The 22150-nt window shown below is 68.4% G+C and carries 16 protein-coding genes; 11 read left to right on the forward strand and 5 right to left on the reverse strand.

Annotated features, from left to right (window positions below; translation table 11 throughout):
* Positions 1–18: 18 nt before the first annotated feature.
* A complete protein-coding gene (locus SAZ01S_RS09065; protein ID WP_084581951.1) occupies positions 19–1176 on the forward strand; it encodes an endo-1,4-beta-xylanase in 1158 nt (385 codons plus the stop codon).
* 84 nt (positions 1177–1260) lie between these two features.
* Positions 1261–2268: a P-loop nucleotide/nucleoside kinase family protein gene (locus SAZ01S_RS09070; protein ID WP_084582079.1), complete on the forward strand. Its 1008-nt coding sequence runs from the start codon at positions 1261–1263 to the stop codon at positions 2266–2268.
* 64 nt (positions 2269–2332) lie between these two features.
* Here SAZ01S_RS09070 and SAZ01S_RS09075 read toward each other — a convergent pair whose 3' ends face one another.
* On the reverse strand, positions 2333–2683 hold the full coding sequence (locus tag SAZ01S_RS09075; protein ID WP_084581952.1) for a helix-turn-helix domain-containing protein: 351 nt from the start codon (positions 2681–2683) through the stop codon (positions 2333–2335).
* Positions 2684–2871: 188 nt separating this feature from the next.
* Between SAZ01S_RS09075 and SAZ01S_RS09080 the strand changes: the two genes are divergently transcribed.
* A complete protein-coding gene (locus tag SAZ01S_RS09080) occupies positions 2872–3480 on the forward strand; it encodes an alpha-ketoglutarate-dependent dioxygenase AlkB (RefSeq protein ID WP_245824734.1) in 609 nt (202 codons plus the stop codon).
* A 30-nt stretch (positions 3481–3510) separates the two neighbouring features.
* Here the strand turns inward: SAZ01S_RS09080 and SAZ01S_RS09085 are convergent, their stop codons facing one another.
* The 3 genes from SAZ01S_RS09085 to hemN all read right to left on the reverse strand — a co-directional run bounded on the left by SAZ01S_RS09085 (position 3511) and on the right by hemN (position 11225).
* Complete coding sequence (locus SAZ01S_RS09085; protein WP_084581953.1) at positions 3511–6096, reverse strand: TonB-dependent receptor; 2586 nt, start codon at positions 6094–6096, stop codon at positions 3511–3513.
* A gap of 355 nt (positions 6097–6451) precedes the next feature.
* Positions 6452–9769, reverse strand: coding sequence for a trifunctional glycoside hydrolase family 18/polysaccharide deacetylase/glycosyltransferase family 2 protein (locus tag SAZ01S_RS09090; RefSeq protein WP_084581954.1), 3318 nt, complete (start codon positions 9767–9769; stop codon positions 6452–6454).
* Between the two features lie 133 nt (positions 9770–9902).
* Positions 9903–11225, reverse strand: coding sequence for an oxygen-independent coproporphyrinogen III oxidase (hemN, locus tag SAZ01S_RS09095; RefSeq protein ID WP_084581955.1), 1323 nt, complete (start codon positions 11223–11225; stop codon positions 9903–9905).
* Between the two features lie 90 nt (positions 11226–11315).
* Here hemN and SAZ01S_RS09100 point away from each other — a divergent pair, with 90 nt between their 5' ends.
* The 8 genes from SAZ01S_RS09100 to SAZ01S_RS09135 all read left to right on the forward strand — a co-directional run bounded on the left by SAZ01S_RS09100 (position 11316) and on the right by SAZ01S_RS09135 (position 21077).
* The gene (locus SAZ01S_RS09100; protein ID WP_084581956.1) at positions 11316–11570 is read left to right on the forward strand and encodes a hypothetical protein; all 255 of its coding nucleotides are present in this window, start codon (positions 11316–11318) and stop codon (positions 11568–11570) included.
* A gap of 156 nt (positions 11571–11726) precedes the next feature.
* Positions 11727–12368 carry an aldehyde dehydrogenase iron-sulfur subunit PaoA gene (paoA, locus tag SAZ01S_RS09105; RefSeq protein ID WP_084582081.1) on the forward strand — a complete coding sequence of 214 codons (642 nt, stop codon included), beginning with the start codon at positions 11727–11729 and terminating at the stop codon, positions 12366–12368.
* On the forward strand, positions 12365–13315 hold the full coding sequence (locus SAZ01S_RS09110) for an FAD binding domain-containing protein (protein WP_084581957.1): 951 nt from the start codon (positions 12365–12367) through the stop codon (positions 13313–13315). The genes paoA and SAZ01S_RS09110 overlap by 4 nt, the downstream gene beginning before the upstream one ends.
* Before the next feature lie 3 nt (positions 13316–13318).
* The gene (paoC, locus tag SAZ01S_RS09115) at positions 13319–15526 is read left to right on the forward strand and encodes an aldehyde oxidoreductase molybdenum-binding subunit PaoC (protein WP_084581958.1); all 2208 of its coding nucleotides are present in this window, start codon (positions 13319–13321) and stop codon (positions 15524–15526) included.
* 208 nt (positions 15527–15734) lie between these two features.
* Positions 15735–17075, forward strand: coding sequence for a chloride channel protein (locus SAZ01S_RS09120; protein ID WP_084581959.1), 1341 nt, complete (start codon positions 15735–15737; stop codon positions 17073–17075).
* Between the two features lie 47 nt (positions 17076–17122).
* Entirely contained in the window at positions 17123–17881 is a 759-nt protein-coding gene (gene otsB, locus SAZ01S_RS09125) for a trehalose-phosphatase (protein ID WP_084581960.1), read from the forward strand.
* Positions 17878–19671, forward strand: a complete 1794-nt coding sequence (locus SAZ01S_RS09130; protein ID WP_084581961.1) for a glycoside hydrolase family 15 protein — start codon at positions 17878–17880, stop codon at positions 19669–19671. The genes otsB and SAZ01S_RS09130 overlap by 4 nt, the downstream gene beginning before the upstream one ends.
* The gene (locus SAZ01S_RS09135) at positions 19668–21077 is read left to right on the forward strand and encodes an alpha,alpha-trehalose-phosphate synthase (UDP-forming) (protein ID WP_084581962.1); all 1410 of its coding nucleotides are present in this window, start codon (positions 19668–19670) and stop codon (positions 21075–21077) included. The genes SAZ01S_RS09130 and SAZ01S_RS09135 overlap by 4 nt, the downstream gene beginning before the upstream one ends.
* On the opposite strand, the gene SAZ01S_RS09140 is transcribed toward SAZ01S_RS09135, so the two are convergent.
* The gene (locus tag SAZ01S_RS09140; RefSeq protein WP_084581963.1) at positions 21028–22122 is read right to left on the reverse strand and encodes a mechanosensitive ion channel family protein; all 1095 of its coding nucleotides are present in this window, start codon (positions 22120–22122) and stop codon (positions 21028–21030) included. The genes SAZ01S_RS09135 and SAZ01S_RS09140 overlap by 50 nt on opposite strands.
* Positions 22123–22150: the final 28 nt, after the last annotated feature.

The following is a 22150-nucleotide window of genomic DNA, read 5'->3' on the forward strand; positions in this document are numbered from 1 at the left end:
CAGGAGAGGGCGACCGTCATGTCCATCAGCGGAGTTTCGATCGATCGCCGCGCGCTGCTCGCCGGTGCCGCCGCCAGTGCCGCGCTGCCGCTGGTTGCCCGGGCGGCGGCCCCCGCGCCGGGCCTCAACGCGCTTGCCGGGCAGAAGCACATGCGGATCGGCTCCGCGCTTTCCTGGAGTCCGCCGGGCGCGGATGCGGGATCCTTCGCCAATCCTGCCTATGCCGCGCTCCTCCAGCGCGACTGCGGGCTGCTGGTGCCGGAGAACCAGCTGAAATGGCAGGCCGTCCGCCCCGGGCCGGACCGTTTCGATTTCAGCCACTTCGACGCGATGCTCGGCTGGGCCGAGGCGCACCGGATGGCGATGCGCGGCCACACGCTGCTGTGGCACAAGAGCCAGTATTTCCCGCGCTGGCTGAACGACTACGACTTCGGCGCGACCCCGCGGCGCGCGGCGGAGCAGCTGCTCACCCGCCATATCGAGACCGTCTGCACGCGGTATGGCAGGCGGATCGGCAGCTACGACGTCGTTAACGAGACGGTCGACGAAAAGACCGGCGGCTTGCGCGAGACCAGCCTCTCGCGCGCGTTTGGTGGGACCGAGCCGATGCTCGATCACGCCTTCCACGCCGCCCGCGCGGCCGCCCCGCACGCCCAGCTCGTGTACAATGACTATATGAGCTGGGAGCCCGGCAACCAGGCCCATCGCGACGGCGTGCTCCGCCTGCTCGAGGGGTTTCGCAAGCGCGGCGTGCCGGTCGATGCGCTCGGCGTCCAGTCGCATATCGAGCCGGTCAGCGGCGAATCGGCCGGGGTGCTGGCGGCGCGACAGGAAAAGCCATGGCGCGCCTTTCTCGATGCGGTCACCGGCATGGGCTATGCGCTGCTGATCACCGAATTCGACGTCGCCGACCAGCATTTGCCGACCGATATCACCGAACGCGACCGGCAGGTGGCGGACTATGCGGGCGCCTATCTCGACCTGATGTTCGGCTATCCCCAGCTGCGCGACCTGCTCTTCTGGGGGATGTGCGACAAATATAGCTGGCTGAACGGCTTCAAGCCGCGCACGGACGGCAGCCGCCCGCGCGTCGCGCCGTACGACGCCGACTTTCGCGCCAAGCCGTTGCGCGATATGGTCGCATCCAAACTGATCGGAACCACGCCGCGGCAGTGACGCTCGGTACGCTCCCGTTCAGGTTTCGCGACTATAGGAATGCTCCCGGCGAGTTGATCGCCCGAGCGTTCGGGGAGCAGGATGATGGCGGCACGGGCCGCGACACAGGAAGGACCAGGCGGCGAGGGCAACCTGCCGGATGACATCGATGTCGCCGCGCTGCACGCGGAGGCCGGACGTCTGGTCGCCCTGCACGGCAAGGCCACCGTCACCGCGGCCGGCGCCGCCTTCCGCCACTATCTGATCGAGCGCGCGCGCACCGGCGCCCAGCGCAGCACGATCGCGCTGCAAGGCACCGACATCGAACGCCGGGCGCGCGCCGGCCGCGTCCGGCGCCTCGCCGACGACACACCGGTCGACATCCTGTTCGACCTCGCCCGCCCGCTTGCCGCCCTGCTGGCGAGGGGGCGCGCCGTCGACGCCAGCATCATCGCCAACCGCTATCTTGATCTGTCGCCCCAGGGTGCCAGCGGCTGGGCATTGCTGCCGCTGATGCTGTCGCTGCACACCGAGGATGCGGCCCAGGCCGACGCGTTGCTCGAACCCTCGGTGCCGCAGCTGATCGTGATCGGCGGCCTGTCCGGCACCGGTAAATCGAGCCTCGCCCGGCTGCTCGGCGCGCAATATGGCCGGCGACCCGGCGCGCGCGTGCTGCGCTCCGACGTGTTCCGCAAGCGGCTGGCGGGATTGCCGCCGGAGACGCGGCTGCCGCCCGCGCATTATACCCGCCGCAACGACGCGGCGACCTATGAGGCGCTGTTCGAATCGGCCGACGACCATCTCGCCTGCGGCAGCACGGTGATCCTCGACGCGGTGTTCCTCAACCGCAGCGAGCGCGAGGTCGCCGAGGCGCTGGCACTGCAGGCGCGGGTACCGTTCACCGGCATCTGGCTGGAAGCACCCGATCGCGATCGCGTCGCGCGCGTGTCCGCGCGGACCGGTGATGCCTCGGATGCCACCGCGGAAATTGCGCGCGATCAGGCGCGGCGGCCGGTCGGCGACCTGTTCGGATGGCACCGCATGCGCGCGAACCGGGCGATGGACCTGATCCTGCCGGCAGCACGCGCCGCGATCGAGCGCGCGCGGCGCTGATCACGGGACGCTTCGTATACGCCGGTAAAAGGTGCGGCGCCTCGCGACCGAGGCCCCGCGGTTCTCAAGCGTTCTCGGCGAGCGCGGCCTGGAACAGCAGGCCCGGCGTGCCGTCGGTGGCGCAGAACAGATCGTTCAGCGCCTCGAGCATGCGCCGCGCTTCGGGGCTGGCGAGCGAGTAGAAGATCATCTGGCCGGCGCGCCGCGCGGCCACCATCCCCTCGCGCCGGAGCAGCGCAAGCTGTTGGGAAACCGCGGTATCGCGAGCCCCCGTCAGCCGGGCCAGTTCGCCGACGGACTTCTCGCCATCGAGCAAATGGCAGAGGAGCAGCAAGCGGCTACGACCGGACAGCGCCTTCAAAAATTGCGACGCGTTGTCGATGACGTCGATCATTTCGTTCTTCACGGCCACCATGGCTATGCATGTATCCTATGGCACGCAAGCCGTCATGAGGGAAAATTCCTAGGATTTTCATAAACCTGGATTAATATGAGACACAATAGCTATGCAGATATGCGGACTCGTTTAGGAACCGCATGGCTATCCGATTGTCGTACCAGTGATTCTAACGGGACTCGATGATGGCTGCGCAACAGCAAGAAATGTTCGGCACGTATCGGCCGCGCGGCATCCGGTCGCTGGAGGATTTCCTCAGCCCAGGCGAGGAAGCGGACGCGATTGACGCGATCGACTCGCTCGACCTCCAGCCCTTCCAGTTCCAGGGCTGGACCGGCCATCGGCGGACCGCCAGCTATGGCTGGCACTATGACTTTGCCGGCGGCGGCCTTGCGCCTGCGCCGCCTCCCCCGCCCTGGCTGGCACCGCTGCGCGCGCGTGCGGAGGCCTTTGCGGGGCTTCCCGCCGGCGCGATCGTCCAGACACTGCTGATCCACTATCCGGCCGGTGCGGGGATTGGCTGGCACCGCGACCGCCCGGTGTTCGAGGAAGTGCTGGGAATCTCGCTCGGTGCGCCTGCCACCCTGCGCCTGCGCCGGCGCACCGGACTGCGCGCGTTCGACCGCGCCGAACTGCCGCTGCCGCCCCGCTCCCTCTACCTGCTCGCCGGCGAGGCGCGGCACCAATGGGAACACGGCATCGCGGCGATGACGGCGCCGCGCTGGTCGATCACCTTTCGCACCCTGTCCGCGCTGGGCCTGCGCCAGACGCAGAACGGCCCGGACGGAGAATTCCGCCCGGGCCGCCCCGATTGATCGTCCCGCCGCCGAAGCGGCGGGGAGGCATCAGAACTTCACGCTCGCTTCCACGCCCCAGGTGCGCGGCGGGTTGAAGTTGGCGTAGTCGCCCAGGATGCCGCCGTAGCTGGTCGAAACCAGCTGGCCGTTCGCGCCATAGTTGTAGACCGGCGACGAGTTGGCCGACGAACGGCGATAGATATAGGTCTGGTCGAGCAGGTTGCGGGCCCAGACCGCGAAGGTGACCTTGTTGTGCTCCGACACCGCGATGTCGGCAAGCGCGATGCGGCCGTTCATGATGAAGCTGGCATCGGTCTTGGTCGGCTCGAGCTGGAAGCTGTACTGGCTGCTCGCATAGTTGCCGTCCAGGTGGAAGCGGACGCTGGCATCACCGCCGCCGATCGGCAGGACATAGTCGATCGAGCCCGACGCCGCATTCTTCGGCGTGTAGACGATGTACAGCTGCTGCGGCGGCGCACCCGGGGTCAGCGGGTTCACGGCCGAAGGCGCGCGCCAGTAGGTGTAGGCGTAGGACGCGGTCAGCGTCAGGCCCTGCACCGGCGCCACGGTCAGATCGGCTTCGATGCCGCGGATCTTGCTCTGACCGGCATTGGTGGTCTGCTCGATATGGCTGCCGTTGGTCGGGCTCGCACCGTTCGTATCGAAATAGTCGAAGTCGAACTGGGTGTTGTCGCGGTCCATGATGTAGCCCGCGAGGTTCAGGCGCGCCTTGTGGTTCCAGAAGTCCATCTTGGCGCCGACTTCATACGACTTCACCGCTTCCGGACCGAAGGCGTTGAACTGGAGCGAACGATCGTTCGCGCCGCCGGCGCGGAAGCCGGTCGCGTACTTGGCGTAGAGGTGGATGTCCTGGGTCGCGTCGAACGCGACGTTGATCATCGGATCGAACCGGCTGACGCTGTTGCTGAAGGTGAACGGCACGAAGTTGGGCTGGAAGACGCCCGCGATATAGTTGTTGTTGATGACATAGAGCTGGCCGCGGCGCTTGTCCTTCGTCCAGCGGCCACCGAGCGTGACATGAACCACGTCGTTCAGCGCGGCCGGCGTGAAGGTCAGGTTGCCGAACAGCGAATAGTTGTGATCATAGGCTTCGCTGGCCCGGGTGATGAACTGGCAGCTATTCGTGAACTGCTGCGCCAGCGGATTGTTGGCGGAAGTGGCCAGCAGGTTGTTACAGGCCGGATCGAACTGCTGATAGCCGGAGTTGTTGCCCGAGTTGATCGTTCCCGGGAAAATCTGGCTGCGGATGGTGTACGAGGTGCCGTCCGCGTTCCACAGGTTGCTCAGCGGCGTCGCGGCATATTCGGTGGCGTGCTCGGTGTAGTAATAGGCACCGAAGACGTAGTCGAGCTGCGGCACGCTGCCGACCGCCTGGAATTCCTGGCTGAACTGGTGCTGGCGCAGGTACGACAGGCTGTAGCGGCTGAAGTTCGAGCTCGGCGCGAAGCTGCTGCGCTCCGGACCACCCGAATTGTCCCACTGGTCGGTGCTGACGCCGCGCCATGCGGTGATCGAACGCAGCTCGATCGCGGGCGACAGCGTGTACTTCAGGTTCGACGAGAAGCCATGCGTGATGTCGACGCTCGGCTGCTGCGGCACGCCGACATCGGCCACGGTCTGGCGATCGGGGTGGATGCCGACGAGCGGCGCCTTGGGCGCGATGCAGATCGGCTTGGTGCTGCCGGCAGCGATGGTGCCGCCGCACGCGGTGGTCGTGCCCGGCAGGACCAGCGTGGTGCCGTTGAACGCACCGACGGTGTAATTGTTCGGGTTGTAGTTGACCAGCTGGCTGTACTGCGGGGTGTTTTCGTCCTTCGCATAGTCATAGGCGAAGTCGGCGGTGAAGCCGCTGACCGGCTTCCAGCGCGCCGCGACGCGGCCGCCCTTGCGATCGTAATAGTTCCAGCCGGTCGAGCCCGAGAGCGGATCGGCGACGGTCGGATCCTGGTGCTGGTAGACGCCGTCCAGCTTGAGCGCGACGTCGTGGAACGCCGGCAGGTCGAGGTGCACGTCGGCGCTGCGGCTGCCGTAATTGCCGACGCCGGCGTTGACGCGGCCGCCGAACTCGCCGGTCGGCGCACGCGTGACGAGCGACAGCGCGCCGCCTTCGGTGTTGCGGCCGAACAGCGTGCCCTGCGGGCCCTTCAGGACTTCGATGCGCTCGATGTCGAACAGCGCGGCGTTGAGGCCCTGGGTCTTACCCAGCGCGACGCCGTCGATATAGACGCCGACGCCGCCGTCACGCGCGGTCTGGTTCTGGTCGTAGGGGACGATGCCGCGGATGCCGATCGTCAGCGCCGACTGGCGCGCCTCGAACGTCGCGACGCGCAGCGACGGGATCGTGCCGTCGGCAAGGTTGAACAGGCTCTGGACGTGGCGGTCCTGAATGCCCTGGGTGCTGAGCACGCTGATCGAGATCGGCGTCTTCTGCAGATTGGTCTCGCGCTTGGTCGCGGTGACGACGATGTCGGCGAGGCCGCCTTCCTGGGGGGTCGCATCGGCTACGGGGGTGGCGTCGGCGACCTGGGTCTGCGCCATTGCAGGCGCGGCGGCGAGCGCGGCGGCAGTGGCGCCAGCCAGCAGCGCGAGTCGGAAGGTAGAACGATTAAGCATGAAGCTTTCCCCGAGGTGGATTTAATTGGTTCGGGGGCGCCCCTAGGCACGGGATTTGGCAGGATTGTTACATCGCGTGCAACATAACATCCCGCGTAAAATCATTTTCGCTTCATGTTCAAGATGAAGCCCTGAAAAGTGCGCCCTTGCGATCTATCCACCACGATTTTCGTCTTGGTTAACACGTCTCAACTTATGTGCAGCTAGTCGGAAAAATCGAAAGTGGTACCCAAAAGACACAGAAGCATCTGCATCCAGATGCAGTTTGAACCGTGCAGGACGAAAACCGCCCGCCTGCCTTGGGAGGGCGGACGGGCGGCATGGTTCGGACGTTTTGCGTTGGCGTGGAGGCGGCCTATCCGGCCGGCGCCGCAGATCCGGCCGCCCCGACTCGACCCGTGCGCTCTAGCTTGCCCCAGCCGACCCACCAGCCGCCGACCGCCGAGCTGATCGCGCGCAGCACCACCCAGTACATCAGCTGGCGATAGACGAATCGCTGCGCCACCAGCAGCAGCGCGGGATAGCGAATCCGGCGGCTGTTGAGCCGATAGGCGATCCAGCCGCAGCCGACATCGATCGCGGTGAATGCCAGCCAGTAGATGCCCATGGTGCTCACATCGCCGCGAGTCTGCTCCCAGCCATGCTGGCCGATGCGCACCGCGGTAGCGACGATCGCCGAGATCAGCGCCAGGTCGATGAGCGGCGAGATCGCCGCAAAGAGGATCTGGAACACCCAGGCCTGGGGCAGGCCGATCCAGGCGAGACCGCGCGCCTTCTTGTCGCGATACAGCCCGCGATGCTTCCACAGGCATTGCAGCGTGCCGAACGCCCAGCGATAGCGCTGCTTGGCGAGCGCCCGGAAGCTTTCCGGCGCCTCGGTCCAGGCCACGGCATCGGGATCGTAGGTGACGCGCCAGCCGGCGCGCTGGATGGCGATGGTGAGGTCCTGGTCCTCCGCCAGCGTATCCTCGGGGTAGCCGCCCACCGCGTCGAGCGCGGCGCGGCGCCAGGCACCCACCGCCCCCGGCACCACCGTGATCGCGTTGAACCCGGCAAGCGCGCGGCGCTCGAGATTCTGCGCGGTGACATATTCGACCGCCTGCCAGCGGGTGACGAGGTTGACGCGGTTGCCCACCTGCGCGCTGCCCGCCACCGCGCCCAGCTGCGGATCGACGAACCAGCGGGCGAGCCGCCCGATCGTCTCGGGCTCGAACTGGGTATCGGCATCGAGCGCGATGATCACCTCGCCGCGCGCCTGCTGCAGCGCGCGGTTGAGCGCCGCGGCCTTGCCGCCATTCTGGAGGGTGAGCAGCGTCACGCGCGGATCATCGCCGAACGCGGCCGCGATGATCGCACTGGTGCGGTCCTTCGAGCCGTCGTCGGCGACGATCAGCTCGATCGCCGGATAGTCGCTGGCGAGCACCCGGCGTACCGACGATTCGATCACCCGCTCCTCGTTATAGGCGGGAATGATGACCGAGACGCTGGGCGTATAGACCGGCGGCGTGCCGCGCTCGCGCCGCCGCTGGCGCAGCGCCAGGCCGGCGAGGATCACGGCGCGCAGGATGCCGAGGGTGATCGCGATGAAGAACATCCAGCGCAGCCCCGAGGCGATCGCCGCAAGCACCACGAAGATCGCCACGTCCGCCCGCACCGCGAGCAGGTCGCTGCCGCGGATCGGCGGCATCACCGCGTCATAGGGCAGTCCGGCGAGCTTCGAGACCGGCACGAAGGTATAGCCGCGCGCGCGCAGTTCGCGGATGATCACCGGCAGCGCGGCGACGGTCTGCTCGCGGTTGCCGCCGCCGTCATGGAGCAGGACGATATTGGCCGAGCGATCGGGCGTCGCCGACTCGACGCCGTCGACCGCGCGTTCGATGATCGCCTGCGTGCCCGGCCGCTTCCAGTCGTCCGGATCGGCGTGCAGGCCGACCACCGTATAGCCCTGCTTCTGCGCCACCAGCGCCGGATCGAGTTCGTCGGCGGTGGTCGGCTCGGCGTCTCCGAAATAGGGCGCGCGGAACAGCCGCATGCCACGCCCGGTATAGGCCTGCACCAGCCGCTGGGTGGCGTTGAGCTCCAGCGCGGTGCTGCCGGCCGAGGTCGTCGCGAGATTGGGGTGGGTGTAGGTGTGGTTGCCCACCTCATGCCCTTCCGCCACCAGCCGCCGCAGCAGCAGCGGATGCTGCAGCGCGTTCTCGCCGATGATGAAGAAGGTCGCCGGCACATGCTCGGCCTTGAGGATGTCGAGGATCCTCGGCGTATAGTCGGGATCGGGGCCGTCGTCGAAGGTCAGCGCGATCTGCTTGGGCAGCGCGCCCGTCCGCACCACCACATAGGGGGTGGGCAGCACCGGATATTGCACGTCGCGGATCATCTTGGCGGCATCGAAGGTGATCGCGCGCTCGCCCACCGTCGGCGTGGCGGTGATGCGCAGGATCTCGCCATTGCCTTCCACGTCGACATCGGTAGCGGGCACGATGCGGCTGAGATCGGGCGTTCCGCCATGGCGATAGGCGAGCAGCGCGGTCCACACGCCGGCGTCCTCGGTGCCGAGCCGCCACAGGGCGACGCTGCCGACGCCCGCCGCGCGCACCGCCTGCAGCTGGTTCCAGGTCGCGGTGGCGTCCACCATCCAGATCTCGTGATGCTCGCCGCTTTCGTCATAGGCGAAGGCGCTGTTGCCGCTGGCCTTGTCGAAGGTGACCTTGGCGTCGCTGTCGTGCGCGGCGGACCAGGCCTCTTCGATGCTCATCGCCTCGGCGCCGCCGCCGTGATAATCATAGGCATAGCTGGCCAGCGCGACGATCAGCTTGTCGGTGCCGACCTCGGCCACCGCGCGGCGCAGTTCCTCGACGAACCAGGGCTGCGAGGCGATCGGCCCGGCGGTGCCGCCCTGCCAATGCTCGTCATAGTCCATCAGGATCACGCGGTCGGTGACGGCCGCGAAGCGCTTGAGGTTCCAGCTGGCATCGCCCCCGGGAACGGTGACGGCGAGCAGCTTGTCCTTCGGCATCGCCTTGTTGATCTGGTCGAGCAGCTGGAGATAACCCGGCAGCGCGCTGTCCGGCAGGCTCTCGAAGTCCATCACCAGACCGGTATAGTTGCGCTGCTTGACCATCGCCGCCAGGTCGCGGGCCAGCTTGGCGCGCGCCGCCGGGCTGGCGATCAGCCGCGCGGCACCGGCGCTGTCCCAGGCCTCGTCGGAGACGTTCTGCACCATCGGCAGCACCCGCGGCGGCCGGCGCGCGCCGGCGAGGATGCTCGCGAGCCGCGGATCGTCCGTCACCTGCATCGCATGGTTGGCGCCGGTGACGGAGACCATCGCCGGCACCACCCAGTCGAGATCGCCGATATTGCGGCGGAGCGAGTCGGCGCTCGCGCCGTCCCAGGGCACATAGAAGCCGACGGTGAGCGGCGCGCCGGGCTTTTTCGACGCGGTGCCGGGCAGCCAGCGCTGCCGGCGCGGTTCGCCGCGGGCGCTCAGCGAGCGCAGCGCCGCCGGCTTGGCATTTTCCCAGCGCACCGGCAGGTCCTGCGCGGGCGGCACGTTCACGATCGTGGCGGCGAAGACGATCGCCGCGAGCAGCACCCCTCCGATCAGCGCGAACAGCGTTCGCATGGTCCAGCGCCTGCGGCTGCCGGTGGGATCGAAGAAAACGGGACGCGACATCAATGCTCTTTCGGAACGCGCGCAAATACCCCCGGCGCGGGTCGGGCGGCCGCCTTATACGGGGCCGCCTTAACCGACGCTATACTACGATGGCTTGGTAGTTTCCCGGGTACGGAGGGCTCCGGACCCGCCCTCAGACCGCGCTGCTGAAGCGGGTGGCCGCCGGACCGCGATACCGGTCGAGCGCGCTCGCGATGACCCGCGCATAGGGCAGTGCCTCGGGGGCGAGCAGCAGCACACTGCCCTCCCAGCGCACCAGCTTCAGCGCGGCGAACCGCGCGAGCCGCAGCGCAATCTCGCCGCGGCCGGCGATTCCGCCCAGATCGGCGCGGCCCTGGCAGAGCAGTTCCTCGATCGCCGCCGCCCGCCACTGGTCGTCGGTGGAGCGGCGCACGCCGCGCGCGGCCGCCAGCCGGCCGGACGAGACCGCCATGTGCCAGCGCCCGGCATTCTTCTCGTTCTGCACCAGCAGATCCGGGAACTGGCTGATCGCACTCGCGCCCAGCCCGATCAGCACCTCGGCCTCGTCTTCGGTGAAGCCCTGGAAGTTGCGCCGCAGCCTGCCCTCGCGCGCGGCACGGGCAATGGCGTCGCCCGGCGTGGCGAAGTGATCGAAGCCGATCGCGGCATAGCCATCACTGACCAGCAGGTCGTGGGCGAGCGCCGCCTGCTCGAATCGGGCCGCCGCATCGGGCAGCGCGCTGGCGTCGATCCGGCGCTGGCGCGGAATCAGGTGCGGGACATGGGCATAGCCGAACACCGCGAGGCGATCGGCACCCAGCGCGATGCTCGCCTCGATCGAGTCGCGCAGCAGCTCGGCGGTCTGGCCGGGCAGTCCGTACATCAGGTCGAAATTGATCGAGTCGATGCCGGCGCTGCGCAGCAGGGTCACCGTCGCGACGATATCCGCGTGCGGCTGGACGCGGCCGATCGCCGCCTGGATCGCGGGATCGAAGGTCTGCACCCCCAGGCTCACCCGGCGCGCGCCGCTTTCCACCAGCGCGCTCGCCCAGGCCGCATCGAACCCCCGCGGATCGACTTCCACCGACACGACCGGCGCATCGGCGCCGAACGCCGCCCTGGCCTGCGCCACCAGCCGCACAAAGGCCTCCGGCGCGATCGCGTTGGGGCTGCCGCCGCCAAAGGCAATGCGCCCGACCCGCCCGCGCCCGTCGAGGCGGCGGGCGACCAGGTCGATCTCTTCGGAAAGCCGGGCGAGATAGGCGTCGAGGCGGGCCGTGCGGTTCGCGGCGCCGGTGTTGCACCCGCAATACCAGCAGATCTCCCGACAGAAGGGGATGTGCAGGTACAGCGACAGCTCGGTCTCGGGCGATACCCGATCGAGCGCGGCGCCCATCTCTGCCGGCCCGACGCCTTCGCCGAACTCGGCGGCGGTGGGGTAGCTGGTGTAGCGCGGCACCGGCGTGGCGAGCAGATCGGCGTGATAGGTCCACATGCGCTCTCGCATGGACCCGCTGCGCGCACGAGTCGCTTGGGAATGTCCCGTATCCTTGCCGCCGGCCCGGGAGCGGCGTAGGCCCGGGCCATGCAACTCGACGACCAGCTTGTCCGCTATTTCGGCACCGCCGACCTTGGCGCCCTCACCCCGCCCGCGCTGGCCGCGGGCATCGAGCGGATGAAGGTCGACCTGGGCCTGGAGACCGATCGTGCCCGCCGCTTCGCGCTGTGGGCGCTGCTGTTCATGCTCGGCAACGCGCCCGACCTCGACGTCACCTTCGAGGATCCGGCGGATCGCGAAGCCGCCCGCAACTTCATGGACTTGTCCGACCAGCAGGACTGAACAGCGACGTCCGCGCTTCCCCCGCGGACATTTGCTACCGCTCGGTAAAGCCGGTAGAGATGCCTGCCAATCACACAGCCGTGCAGATCGCCGCCGGAACCAGCAGGACGTTCAGGCGATGACCGTGCGGGAGCATGCAAACAGGGGATGCCCAAGATGGATAGTCCAGGCGATATCGGCGTATCGCGACGGGGATTGCTGACGAGCGGCGCGGCCTGTGCTGCCGCGTCGGCGTTCCCGGCGAGCGCCAGCAGCAAGGAACCGATCGCGCCGATGGAGACGCCTCCCACCCTGCCCGTCCAGCTCAAGGTCAACGGCAAGCCGGCCGAGCTGACCGTCGACACCCGCACCACGCTGCTCGATGCGCTGCGCGAGCATCTGCACCTGACCGGCACCAAGAAGGGCTGCGACCATGGCCAGTGCGGCGCCTGCACGGTGATGGTCAACGGCAGGCGGATCAACAGCTGCCTCAGCCTGGCGGTGATGCACGACGGCGACAACGTCACCACCATCGAGGGCCTGGGCACCCCCGAGGACCTGCACCCGATGCAGGCCGCCTTCGTCAAGCACGATGGCTATCAGTGCGGCTATTGCACGCCGGGGCAGATCTGCTCGGCCGTCGCGGTGCTCGACGAGATCAAGGCCGGCATCCCCAGCCATGTCGCCGCCGACGTCGCCGCCTCGCCCGCCTTCTCCGAAATGGAGATCCGTGAGCGGATGAGCGGCAATATCTGCCGCTGCGGCGCCTATTCCAACATCGTTGAGGCGATCCGCGAAGCTGCGGGGAGGCAGGCATGAAGGCGTTCGAATACACCCGAGCGAGCAGCCCGGCCGATGCCGCGGCGCTCGCCGCCAAGACCCCCGGCGCCAAGTTCATCGCCGGCGGCACCAATCTGCTCGACCTGATGAAGCTGGAGATCGAGACTCCGGCGCATCTGATCGACGTCAACAAGCTTGCGCTCGACCGGATCGAGGAGACGAGCGACGGCGGGCTGCGCATCGGCGCGCTGGTCCGCAACACCGATCTCGCCGCCGACAAGCGCGTCCGCCGCGACTATGCGGTGCTGACCCGCGCGATCGTCGCGGGCGCGAGCGGCCAGCTGCGCAACAAGGCGACCACCGCGGGCAACCTGCTCCAGCGCACCCGCTGCCCCTATTTCTACGACCCCAACCAGCCCTGCAACAAGCGCAAGCCCGGCAGCGGCTGCGCGGCGATCGGCGGGTTCAGCCGCCAGCTCGCGGTGATCGGCACCAGCAAGGCGTGCATCGCCACCTATCCGGGTGACATGGCCATCGCGATGCGGCTGCTCGATGCGACCGTGGAGACGGTGAAGCCCGACGGCAGCACCCGCAAGATCGCCATCGCCGACTTCCATCGCCTGCCCGGCGACACGCCGCACATCGACAACACGCTCCAGACCGGCGAGCTGATCACCGCGGTTACCCTGCCCAAGCCGCTGGGCGGCAAGCATTTCTACCACAAGGTGCGCGACCGCGCGTCCTATGCCTTCGCGCTCGTCTCGGTGGCGGCGGTGGTGCAGAAGGACGGCACCGGCCGGGTCGCGTTCGGCGGCATGGCGCACAAGCCGTGGCGCGTCGAAGCGGCCGAGGCAGCGCTGCCCAAGGGCGCTGCCGCCGCTGCCAGGATCGCCTTTGCCGGCGCCACGCCGACGCACGACAATGCATTCAAGCTGCCGCTGGCCGAGCGCACGCTCGCCGCGGTGCTGAGCGAAGCAAGGGGCTGAGCCATGAAGTTCGATACCCCCGCCACGACCAACCCGATCGACCGCCTCAAGGTCGTCGGCAAGCCCACCGACCGCATCGACGGCCCGCTCAAGACCACCGGCCGCGCGCCCTATGCCTATGAGCGGCACGATGTCGCGCCGGGCGCGGCCTATGGCTATGTGCTCGGCGCGGCGATCGCCAAGGGCCGGATCACCGGCATGGACCTCAGCGCCGCCAAGGCAGCGCCGGGCGTGCTCGCGATCGTCACCGCCGAGAATGCCGGCAAGCTGACCAAGGGCAATTTCAACACCGCCAACCTGCTCGGCGGGCCCGAGATCGAGCATTATCACCAGGCGATCGCGCTGGTGGTGGCCGAGACCTTCGAGCAGGCCCGCGCCGCCTCCTCGCTGATCCGCGTCGACTATGCGCGCGGCAAGGGCCGGTTCGATCTCGAAGCCGAGATGGCAAGTGCCACGCTGCCCAAGGAAGGGTTCGGCGGCCCGGCCGAGAGCAAGGTCGGTAATTTCGAGGGTGCGTTTGCCAGCGCGCCGGTGCAGCTCGACGCGCGCTACACCACGCCGGACCATTCGCACGCGATGATGGAGCCGCACGCCTCCACCGCCAAATGGGACGGCGACCAGCTGCTGCTCTGGACCTCGAACCAGATGATCAACTGGGGCAAGGGCGACGTGGCGCGCACGCTGGGCCTGCCCGAGGACAAGGTGCGGCTGATGTCGCCCTTCGTCGGCGGCGGATTCGGCGGCAAGCTGTTCGTGCGCACCGATGCGATCCTCGCGGCGCTCGGCGCCAAAGCAGCGGGGCGGCCGGTCAAGGTGTCGCTTCAGCGCCCGCTGATCGCCAACAATACCACGCACCGTCCGGCGACGATCCAGCGCATCCGTATCGGCACCAGCAAGGACGGCAAGATCACCGCGATCGGCCATGAGAGCTGGTCGGGCGACCTGCCGGGCGGCGGCCCCGAGACGGCGGTGAGCCAGACCCGCCTGCTCTATGCCGGCGAGAACCGGCTGACCGCGATGCGGCTGGCGGTGCTCGACCTGCCCGAGGGCAATGCGATGCGCGCGCCGGGCGAGGCGCCGGGGCTGATGGCGCTCGAAATCGCGATGGACGAGATGGCCGAGAAGCTGGGGATGGACCCGGTGGAATTCCGCGCGCTCAACGACACCCAGGTCGATCCCGAAGCCGCCAACCGCCCCTTCTCGCAGCGCCAGCTGATCCAGTGCATGCGGATCGGCGCGGACAAGTTCGGCTGGGCGAAGCGCGCCAAGGCGCCGGGGGCGATCCGCGAGGGGCGCTGGCTGATCGGCATGGGCATGGCCGCCGCGTTCCGCAACAACCTCAACGGCAAGTCCGGCGCGCGGGTGCGGCTCGACGGCAAGGGCGTGGTCACGGTCGAGACCGACATGACCGATATCGGCACCGGCACCTACACCATCATCGCCCAGACCGCGGCGGAGATGATGGGCGTGCCGCTCGATACGGTCGTGGTGCGGCTGGGCGATTCCAGCTTCCCGGCCTCGGCGGGCTCGGGCGGGCAATGGGGCGCCAACAGCTCGACGGCGGGCGTCTATGCCGCCTGCGCGATGCTGCGCGACAAGGTGACCGCGGCGCTCGGCTTCAACTCGGCCGATGTGGTGTTCGAGGACGGCAAGGTCCGTGCGGGCAACCGTAGCGTCGCGCTGGCCGATGCGGCCAAGGGCGGCGAGCTCGTCGCCGAGGACCATATGGACTATGGCGACCTCGCCAAGAAGTACCAGCAGTCCACCTTCGGCGCGCATTTCGTTGAGGTCGCGGTGGATGCCGCCACGGCCGAGGTGCGGGTGCGGCGGATGCTGGCGGTGTGCGCGGCGGGGCGGATCCTCAACCCGAAGTCGGCGCGCAGCCAGGTGATCGGGGCGATGACGATGGGCGTCGGCTCGGCGCTGATGGAGGACCTCGCGGTCGACAAGCGCTTCGGCTTCTTCGTCAACCACGACCTCGCCGGGTACGAGGTGCCGGTCCATGCCGACATTCCGCACCAGGACGTGATCTTCCTCGACGAGACCGACCCCACGACGTCGCCGATGAAGGCGAAGGGCGTGGGCGAGCTGGGCCTGTGCGGCGTCGGCGCTGCGGTGGCGAACGCCATCCACAATGCCTGCGGGGTGCGGGTGCGCGACTATCCGGTGACGCTGGACAAGCTGCTGCCGGGGATGCCCGCGTTCGTGTGACGTCGCTCCCCTCCCGCTTGCGGGAGGGGTCGGGGGAGGGACTGACGTGGTAGAAGCGCCGTAAGGTTTCCTCCCCTCCCCTAACCCCTCCCGCAAGCGGGAGGGGAACGCATGTGGCGAGCCCCCACCTTTGTGGGAGGATCAAGGCTGGCGCTCCCCTCCCCGCCCCGCTACAGCACCCGCGCCGGGGGGCAGGCTGAGGGAGTGCATGGACCACCACCGGACCACCCGCCGCGTCCGCGCGATCGTGCGCCGGCATGGCCCCACCGCGCAGACCTGGCGGCGCCGCGTCGCCTTTCTGGGCGGTGCGATCGTCGTCGGCGTCGTCGCCTTCGGTTTCGCGGAAGCCGCCGACTGGGCCGCGCGCCGGTTTACCAGCCTCGAAAAGACCTGGTGGTGGCTGCCCCTGCTCCTCACCCCCGCCGGCTTCGCGCTGTTCGCCTGGGCCACCCGCCGCTTTGCGCCCGATGCCGTGGGCTCGGGCATCCCGCAGGTGATGGCAGCGACGCGCGACCCCGACGACGCGATGAACAGCCTCACCTCGGCGAAGACCGTGGTGTTCAAGCTGATCCTCACCATCGGCGCGGTGCTGGTCGGCGCCTCCACGGGCCGCGAGGGGCCGACGGTGCAGGTCGCCGCCTCGATCATGGGCTATGCGCACCGCCTCGCCCGGGTGCCGATCCGCGCCTCGGTGTTCATCGCCGGCGGCGCAGCCGGCGTCGCGGCGGCGTTCAACACGCCGCTCGCCGGGGTAGCCTTCGCCATCGAGGAACTCGCCGCCGCCTATGAGCAGCGCATGGCGGTGCTGGTGATGGCGGCGGTGCTGATCGCGGGAATGACCAGCCTCGGCATCGCCGGCGACTATGTCTATTTCGGCGTGATGCGCGACACGCTGCCGCTGCGCCAGGCGATCCTTGCCGCGCCCGTCGCGGGCGTGGTGGGCGGCCTCGCCGGCGGGCTGTTCGCGCGGCTGATGCTCGCGGCGGGCGGATCGGACTGGCGGCCGCTGGTCGCCGTTCGCCGCCACAAGCTCGCCTTCGCAGCCGCCTGCGGGCTGGTCGTCGCGGTGCTGGGCGTGACGACCGGGCTCACCTGGGGCACCGGCTATGACGCCGCCCGCAGCGCGATCACCAACGGCGCCATCCCCTGGTGGTATGCCCCCGCCAAGTTCACGACGACGCTCGCCACTGCCATCGCGGGCATCCCCGGCGGCATCTTCGCGCCCTCGCTCTCGGTAGGCGCAGGCGTCGGCGACCTCGTGCGGCCCATGTTCCCGACCGCGCCGGGCGGAACGATCGTGCTGCTCGGCATGGTCGCCTATTTCACCGGCGTGGTCCGCGCGCCGCTGACCGCCGTCATCATCATCGCCGAGACCACCGCCAGCCGCGGGCTGATGCTGCCGCTGCTCGCCGCCGCGCTGATCGCCGACTTCACCGCGCAGATCGTCTCCAAGGAACGCCTCTATCACGGCCTGTCGCTGCGCTTCGGTACTGCGCAGGTGCAGCATGAATCCGACGAGGCGGGGAACGGATCGGTCCCGCGCGCGTAACGATCCTGTGGCGGGCGCCCCTTCCTGGCGCCCCGATGAGGAGTTGCATGCCCGACCGGGACCCCGTTCTGCTGATGCCGCCCCCGGCGGATCTGCTCGATTCTGCCAGCCTGTTCCTCGATTTCGACGGGACATTGGTCGAACTCGCCGACCGCCCCGATGGCGTCGTGGTCGCCCCCGTGCTGGTCGACCTGATCGGCGCGCTGGAGGAAAAGCTCGACGGCCGGCTGGCGCTGGTCAGCGGCCGGCCCGCTGGCGATCTGGCGGCGCTGTTCGGCGATCACTCTCCCTCGGTCGTTGGCAGCCATGGCATGGAGTTCCGCTGGTCCGACGGTCGCCGCGAACAGGCCGAGCGCCCCGCCGGGCTGATCGCGGCGCTGGCCGCGATGCGCGCCTTCACCGAGAGCAACGATGGCGCGATCCTCGAAGACAAGCCGCTGGGCGCCGCCGTCCATTATCGACTGAACCCCGCGCTCGAACCCAAGGCCATGGCGCTGGGCGAACGGCTGGCGGCTGAGCACGGCCTGTACCTGCAGCACGGCAAGATGATGGTCGAGGTCCGCACCGCGGGCGGCGACAAGGGCAGCGCGATCCGCACGCTGATGGCCGATCCGCGCTTCGCCCCGGGCCGCCCCGTCTTCCTCGGCGACGACGTGACCGACGAGCCGGGCTTCTCCGCCGTCGCGCTGCTCGGCGGCGCCGGCGTGCTGGTCGGTGATCCCCGCCCCACCGACGCGCGCTACCGCATCGACGACGTATCGGGCGTGCTCGCCTGGCTGGCGGCTGCAACCGGAGTCCATGCATGACCACGCTCGACCTCTGGCCGATCGGCAACTGCCAGGTCAGCGCGCTGATCGATCGCGCCGGACGCTTCGTCTGGGGCTGCGTGCCCCGCGTCGACGGCGATCCGCTCTTCTCCGCCCTCGTCGGCGGCGAGGAGCCCGATTCCGGCTATTGGGACATCGCGCTCGAAGGCGTGGTCTCGGTCGAGCAGCGCTATCTGCGCAACACCCCGATCCTGGTCAGCCGGCACACCGATGCCGCCGGCAACGCGATCGAAGTCACCGATTTCTGCCCCCGCTTCGCCCGCCTCGGCCGCGTCTATCGCCCGGTTTCCTTCGCGCGGATCGTCAAGCCGGTGGCGGGAAGCCCGCGCATCCGGGTGAAGCTGCGCCCCACCTGCGGCTGGGGCAAGGGCTGCAAGACGCGGATCGGCGGCTCCAACCATCTGCGCTACCTAGTCGAGCCGATGACGCTCCGCCTCACCACCACCGCGCCGGTCGGCATGGTGGAGGAAGAGCGCGTGTTTCGCGTCGAGAAGCCGTTGCACTTTTTCCTCGGCCCCGACGAAAGCTTCAGCGGCGACGTCGCCGAGACGGTCGACGACATGCTGCTCAACACCATCGCCGAGTGGCAGCATTGGGTGCGCGGCCTCGCCATCCCGCTCGAATGGCAGGAGGTGGTGATCCGCTCCGCCATCACGCTTAAGCTCTGCCAGCACGAGGAAACCGGCGCGATCGTGGCGGCGCTCACTACCTCGATCCCGGAGCATGCCGGCTCGCAGCGCAACTGGGACTATCGCTACTGCTGGATCCGCGACGCCTATTACACGGTGCAGGCGCTCAACCGGCTCGGCGCGCTCGACGTGCTGGAGACCTATCTCGGCTATCTCCGCAACATCGTCGACGATGCCCGGGCCGAGCCGCGCGGCGGCCATATCCAGCCGCTCTATGGCGTGCTCGGCGAAGCGACGCTGGAGGAGCGCGAGGCGCCCGACCTGGCCGGCTATCGCGGCATGGGACCGGTGCGTGTCGGCAACCAGGCCTATGAGCAGGTCCAGCACGACGCCTATGGCCAGATCGTCCTGTCCAACGTGCAGGCCTTTTTCGACCAGCGGCTGTATCGCATCGCCAGTGTCGAGGATTTCGAATCGCTGGAGCGCGTCGGCGAGCGCGCCTGGCAGTATCACGATTCCCCCGATGCGGGCCTGTGGGAGCTGCGTACCCGCCAGAGCGTCCACACCTATTCGGTGGCGATGTGCTGGGCGGCGTGCGACCGGCTCGCCAACGCCGCGCATGTGCTGAACCTGCCCGAGCGCCGCGACTTCTGGCAGCACCGCGCCGACACGATCCGCACGACGATCTTCGACAAGGCGTGGCGCGCGGAGACGGACCGCTTCTCCGCCACCTTCTCGGGCGACGATCTCGACGCCAGCCTGCTCCAGCTGCTGGAGATGCGCTTCCTGACGCCCGACGATCCCCGCTTCGTCTCGACGCTCAAGGCGGTGGAGCAAGGCCTGCGCCGCGGCTCGACCATGCTGCGCTACGATACCGAGGATGATTTCGGCCTGCCCGAAACCGCGTTCAACTTCTGTACGTTCTGGTTGATCGAAGCGCTGCACATCACCGGCCGTACCGATGAGGCGCGCGCCTTGTTCGAAGAGATGCTGGGCAGGCGCACCGCCGCCGGCCTGCTCTCCGAGGATATCGACCCCGTCACCGGGGAATTGTGGGGCAATTATCCCCAGACCTACTCGCTGGTCGGCATGATCAACTGCGCCGTCCTGCTGAGCAAGCCCTGGAGTTCGATCCGTTGAGCCGCCTTATCGTCATCTCGAACCGCGTTTCCGCGCCCACCGGCTCCACTTCGGGGGCGCAGGGCGGACTCGCCGTCGCGCTCGCCGCGGCGCTGCGCGAAAATGGCGGCATCTGGTTCGGCTGGTCCGGCGAGCAGACCGACCAGTTTACCGGCCAGATCAGCATGCAGCGCAACCAGGGGGTTACCACCGCCACGGTCGACCTCGAAGAGCAGGACATCGACGAATATTATAACGGCTATGCGAACCGTACGCTGTGGCCGCTGTTCCACTACCGGATCGACCTGGCCGAGTATGAGCGCGGCTTTGCGGGCGGCTATCAGCGCGTCAACGAGCGCTTCGCCGAGACCGTGCGGCCGCTGATCGAGCCCGACGATGTGGTGTGGGTGCAGGACTACCACATGTTCCCGCTCGGCCAGGAGCTGCGCCGCCGGGGCTGCAAGAACCGCATCGGCTTCTTCCTCCACATCCCCTGGCCACCGCGTCGCCTGCTCTCCAGCCTGCCCAAGGCGCATGAGCTGATCGAGACGCTGTTCGCCTATGACGTGATCGGCTTCCACACCCAGGAATGGATGGAATCGTTCATCGACTTCGCCCGCGCCGAGATGGAAGCGGTGGTGCAGCCCGACGGCGTGCTGCGCATCGGCCTGAAGAGCGTGAAGCTGGTCGCCTGCCCGATCGGCATCGACGCCAAGGAATTCGCGGCGCTGGCGGAGAGCGACTCCGCCCGCGAGACGTACGAGCAGATGCGCACCAGCTCGGTGGGCCGCGCGCTGATCGTCGGCGTCGATCGGCTCGATTACTCGAAGGGGCTGGAGGAGCGGTTCCTCGGCTATGAGCGCTTCCTCACCACCTACCCCGAGCAGCGCAAGGAAGTGTTCCTGCTCCAGATCGCGCCGCCCTCGCGGGCGAGCGTCGAGACCTATCAGCGCATCCGCAACACGCTGGAGGGTCTGTCGGGCAAGATCAACGGCGCGCATGCCGATCTCGATTGGGTGCCGCTGCGCTATGTCAACCAGGGCTATCCGCGCGATGTGCTGGCGGGCGTGTACCGCGCCGCCAAGATCGGCCTCGTTACTCCCTTGCGCGACGGCATGAATCTTGTCGCCAAGGAATATGTCGCGGCGCAGGATCCCAAGGATCCGGGCGTGCTGATCCTCTCCAAGTTCGCCGGCGCCGCCGCGCAAATGGAGCAGGCGCTGCTGGTGAACCCCTATAGCGCCGAGGAAGTCTCCGACGCGATCTGCCAGGCGCTCAACATGCCGCTGGAGGAGCGGATCGAGCGCTGGCAGGCGCTAAAGGCAGGCGTCGACGAACAAGACGTGATGTGGTGGCTCAAGAAGTTCACCGACGAGCTCAGGAGCGTCCCGATGGAGACGGAGACGCGGCTTCCGGTCGAGGCGTGAAGTCGAGCAGCCCGCGGGTGCGGACCAGCGCCTCGGGCATCTCCTGCCGGATATAGGCGAGCAGCCCTTCGCGGATGTCGCAGCGCAGGTCGAAGGCGGTAGAGGCATCCTTGGCCGTCATCAGCCCGCGCACCTCGATCGCCTCGGGCTTGGTGTCGGTCACCTGCAGGTTGCAGAAGCGGCCGTCCCAGCGCGGATTGGCCCTGACCAGTTCCTCCAGCTTGGCGCGCAGCCGGGGAATGTCGGCGGCGGGATCGAGGTACCAGAACACGCTGCCGAGCAGCTGGCTGGTCTCGCGCGTCCAGTTCTGGAAGCTGTTCTCGAGAAACTTGGAGACGGGCACCACCAGCCGGCGTTCGTCCCAGATCTTCACGACGACATAGGTCAGGCGGATATCCTCGATCCGCCCCCACTCGCCTTCGATGATGACGACGTCGTCGAGCCGGATCGGCTCGGAGAACGCCATCTGGATGCCGGCGATCAGGTTCTTGAGCGCGGGCTGGGCGGCGGCGCCCACCGCCAGCGCGGCGAGGCCGGCCGAGGCGATCAGCGTCACGCCGATGCTGCGCACGCTGGGGATGCTCATCAGCATCAGGCAGAAGGTGATCGCCAGCACAACGAACACGATGATGCGGTGGAGGATCGAGGCGCGCGTCCGCCGCCGTCGCGCGCGCAGATTGTCCGCCACACTGATGTCGGCACGCAGCAGCACCCAGTCGAACACCACACCGAGCAGGGCTACCAGCATCCAGCCGATCAGGCCGGGCACCAGCAGGCCCGCCGCCTGCGCCCAGGCGCGGGTGCCGCTCGCGCCCAGGTCCAGCCCCGGCTGCACGAACGACAGGGCGATCGCGACCAGCAGCCAGCGCGCCGGCCTGCCAAGCCTCCGGATCACGATATCGTCCAGCTGCCCCTTGGTATGCGCCGCCGCGCGCCGGGCGACGATGAGGGCGAATCGATGGACTAGCAGCGCGACGAGGATCGCGGCGGCGATCAACACGATGCTCGTCAGCCAGCCGGGAAGATCCGCAACTACCCGTTCCAAGACTTGCTCCCGCGCGATTGGCACAAGC

The organism is Sphingomonas azotifigens NBRC 15497 (assembly GCF_002091475.1).
Taxonomy (GTDB): Bacteria; Pseudomonadota; Alphaproteobacteria; order Sphingomonadales; family Sphingomonadaceae; genus Sphingomonas; species Sphingomonas azotifigens.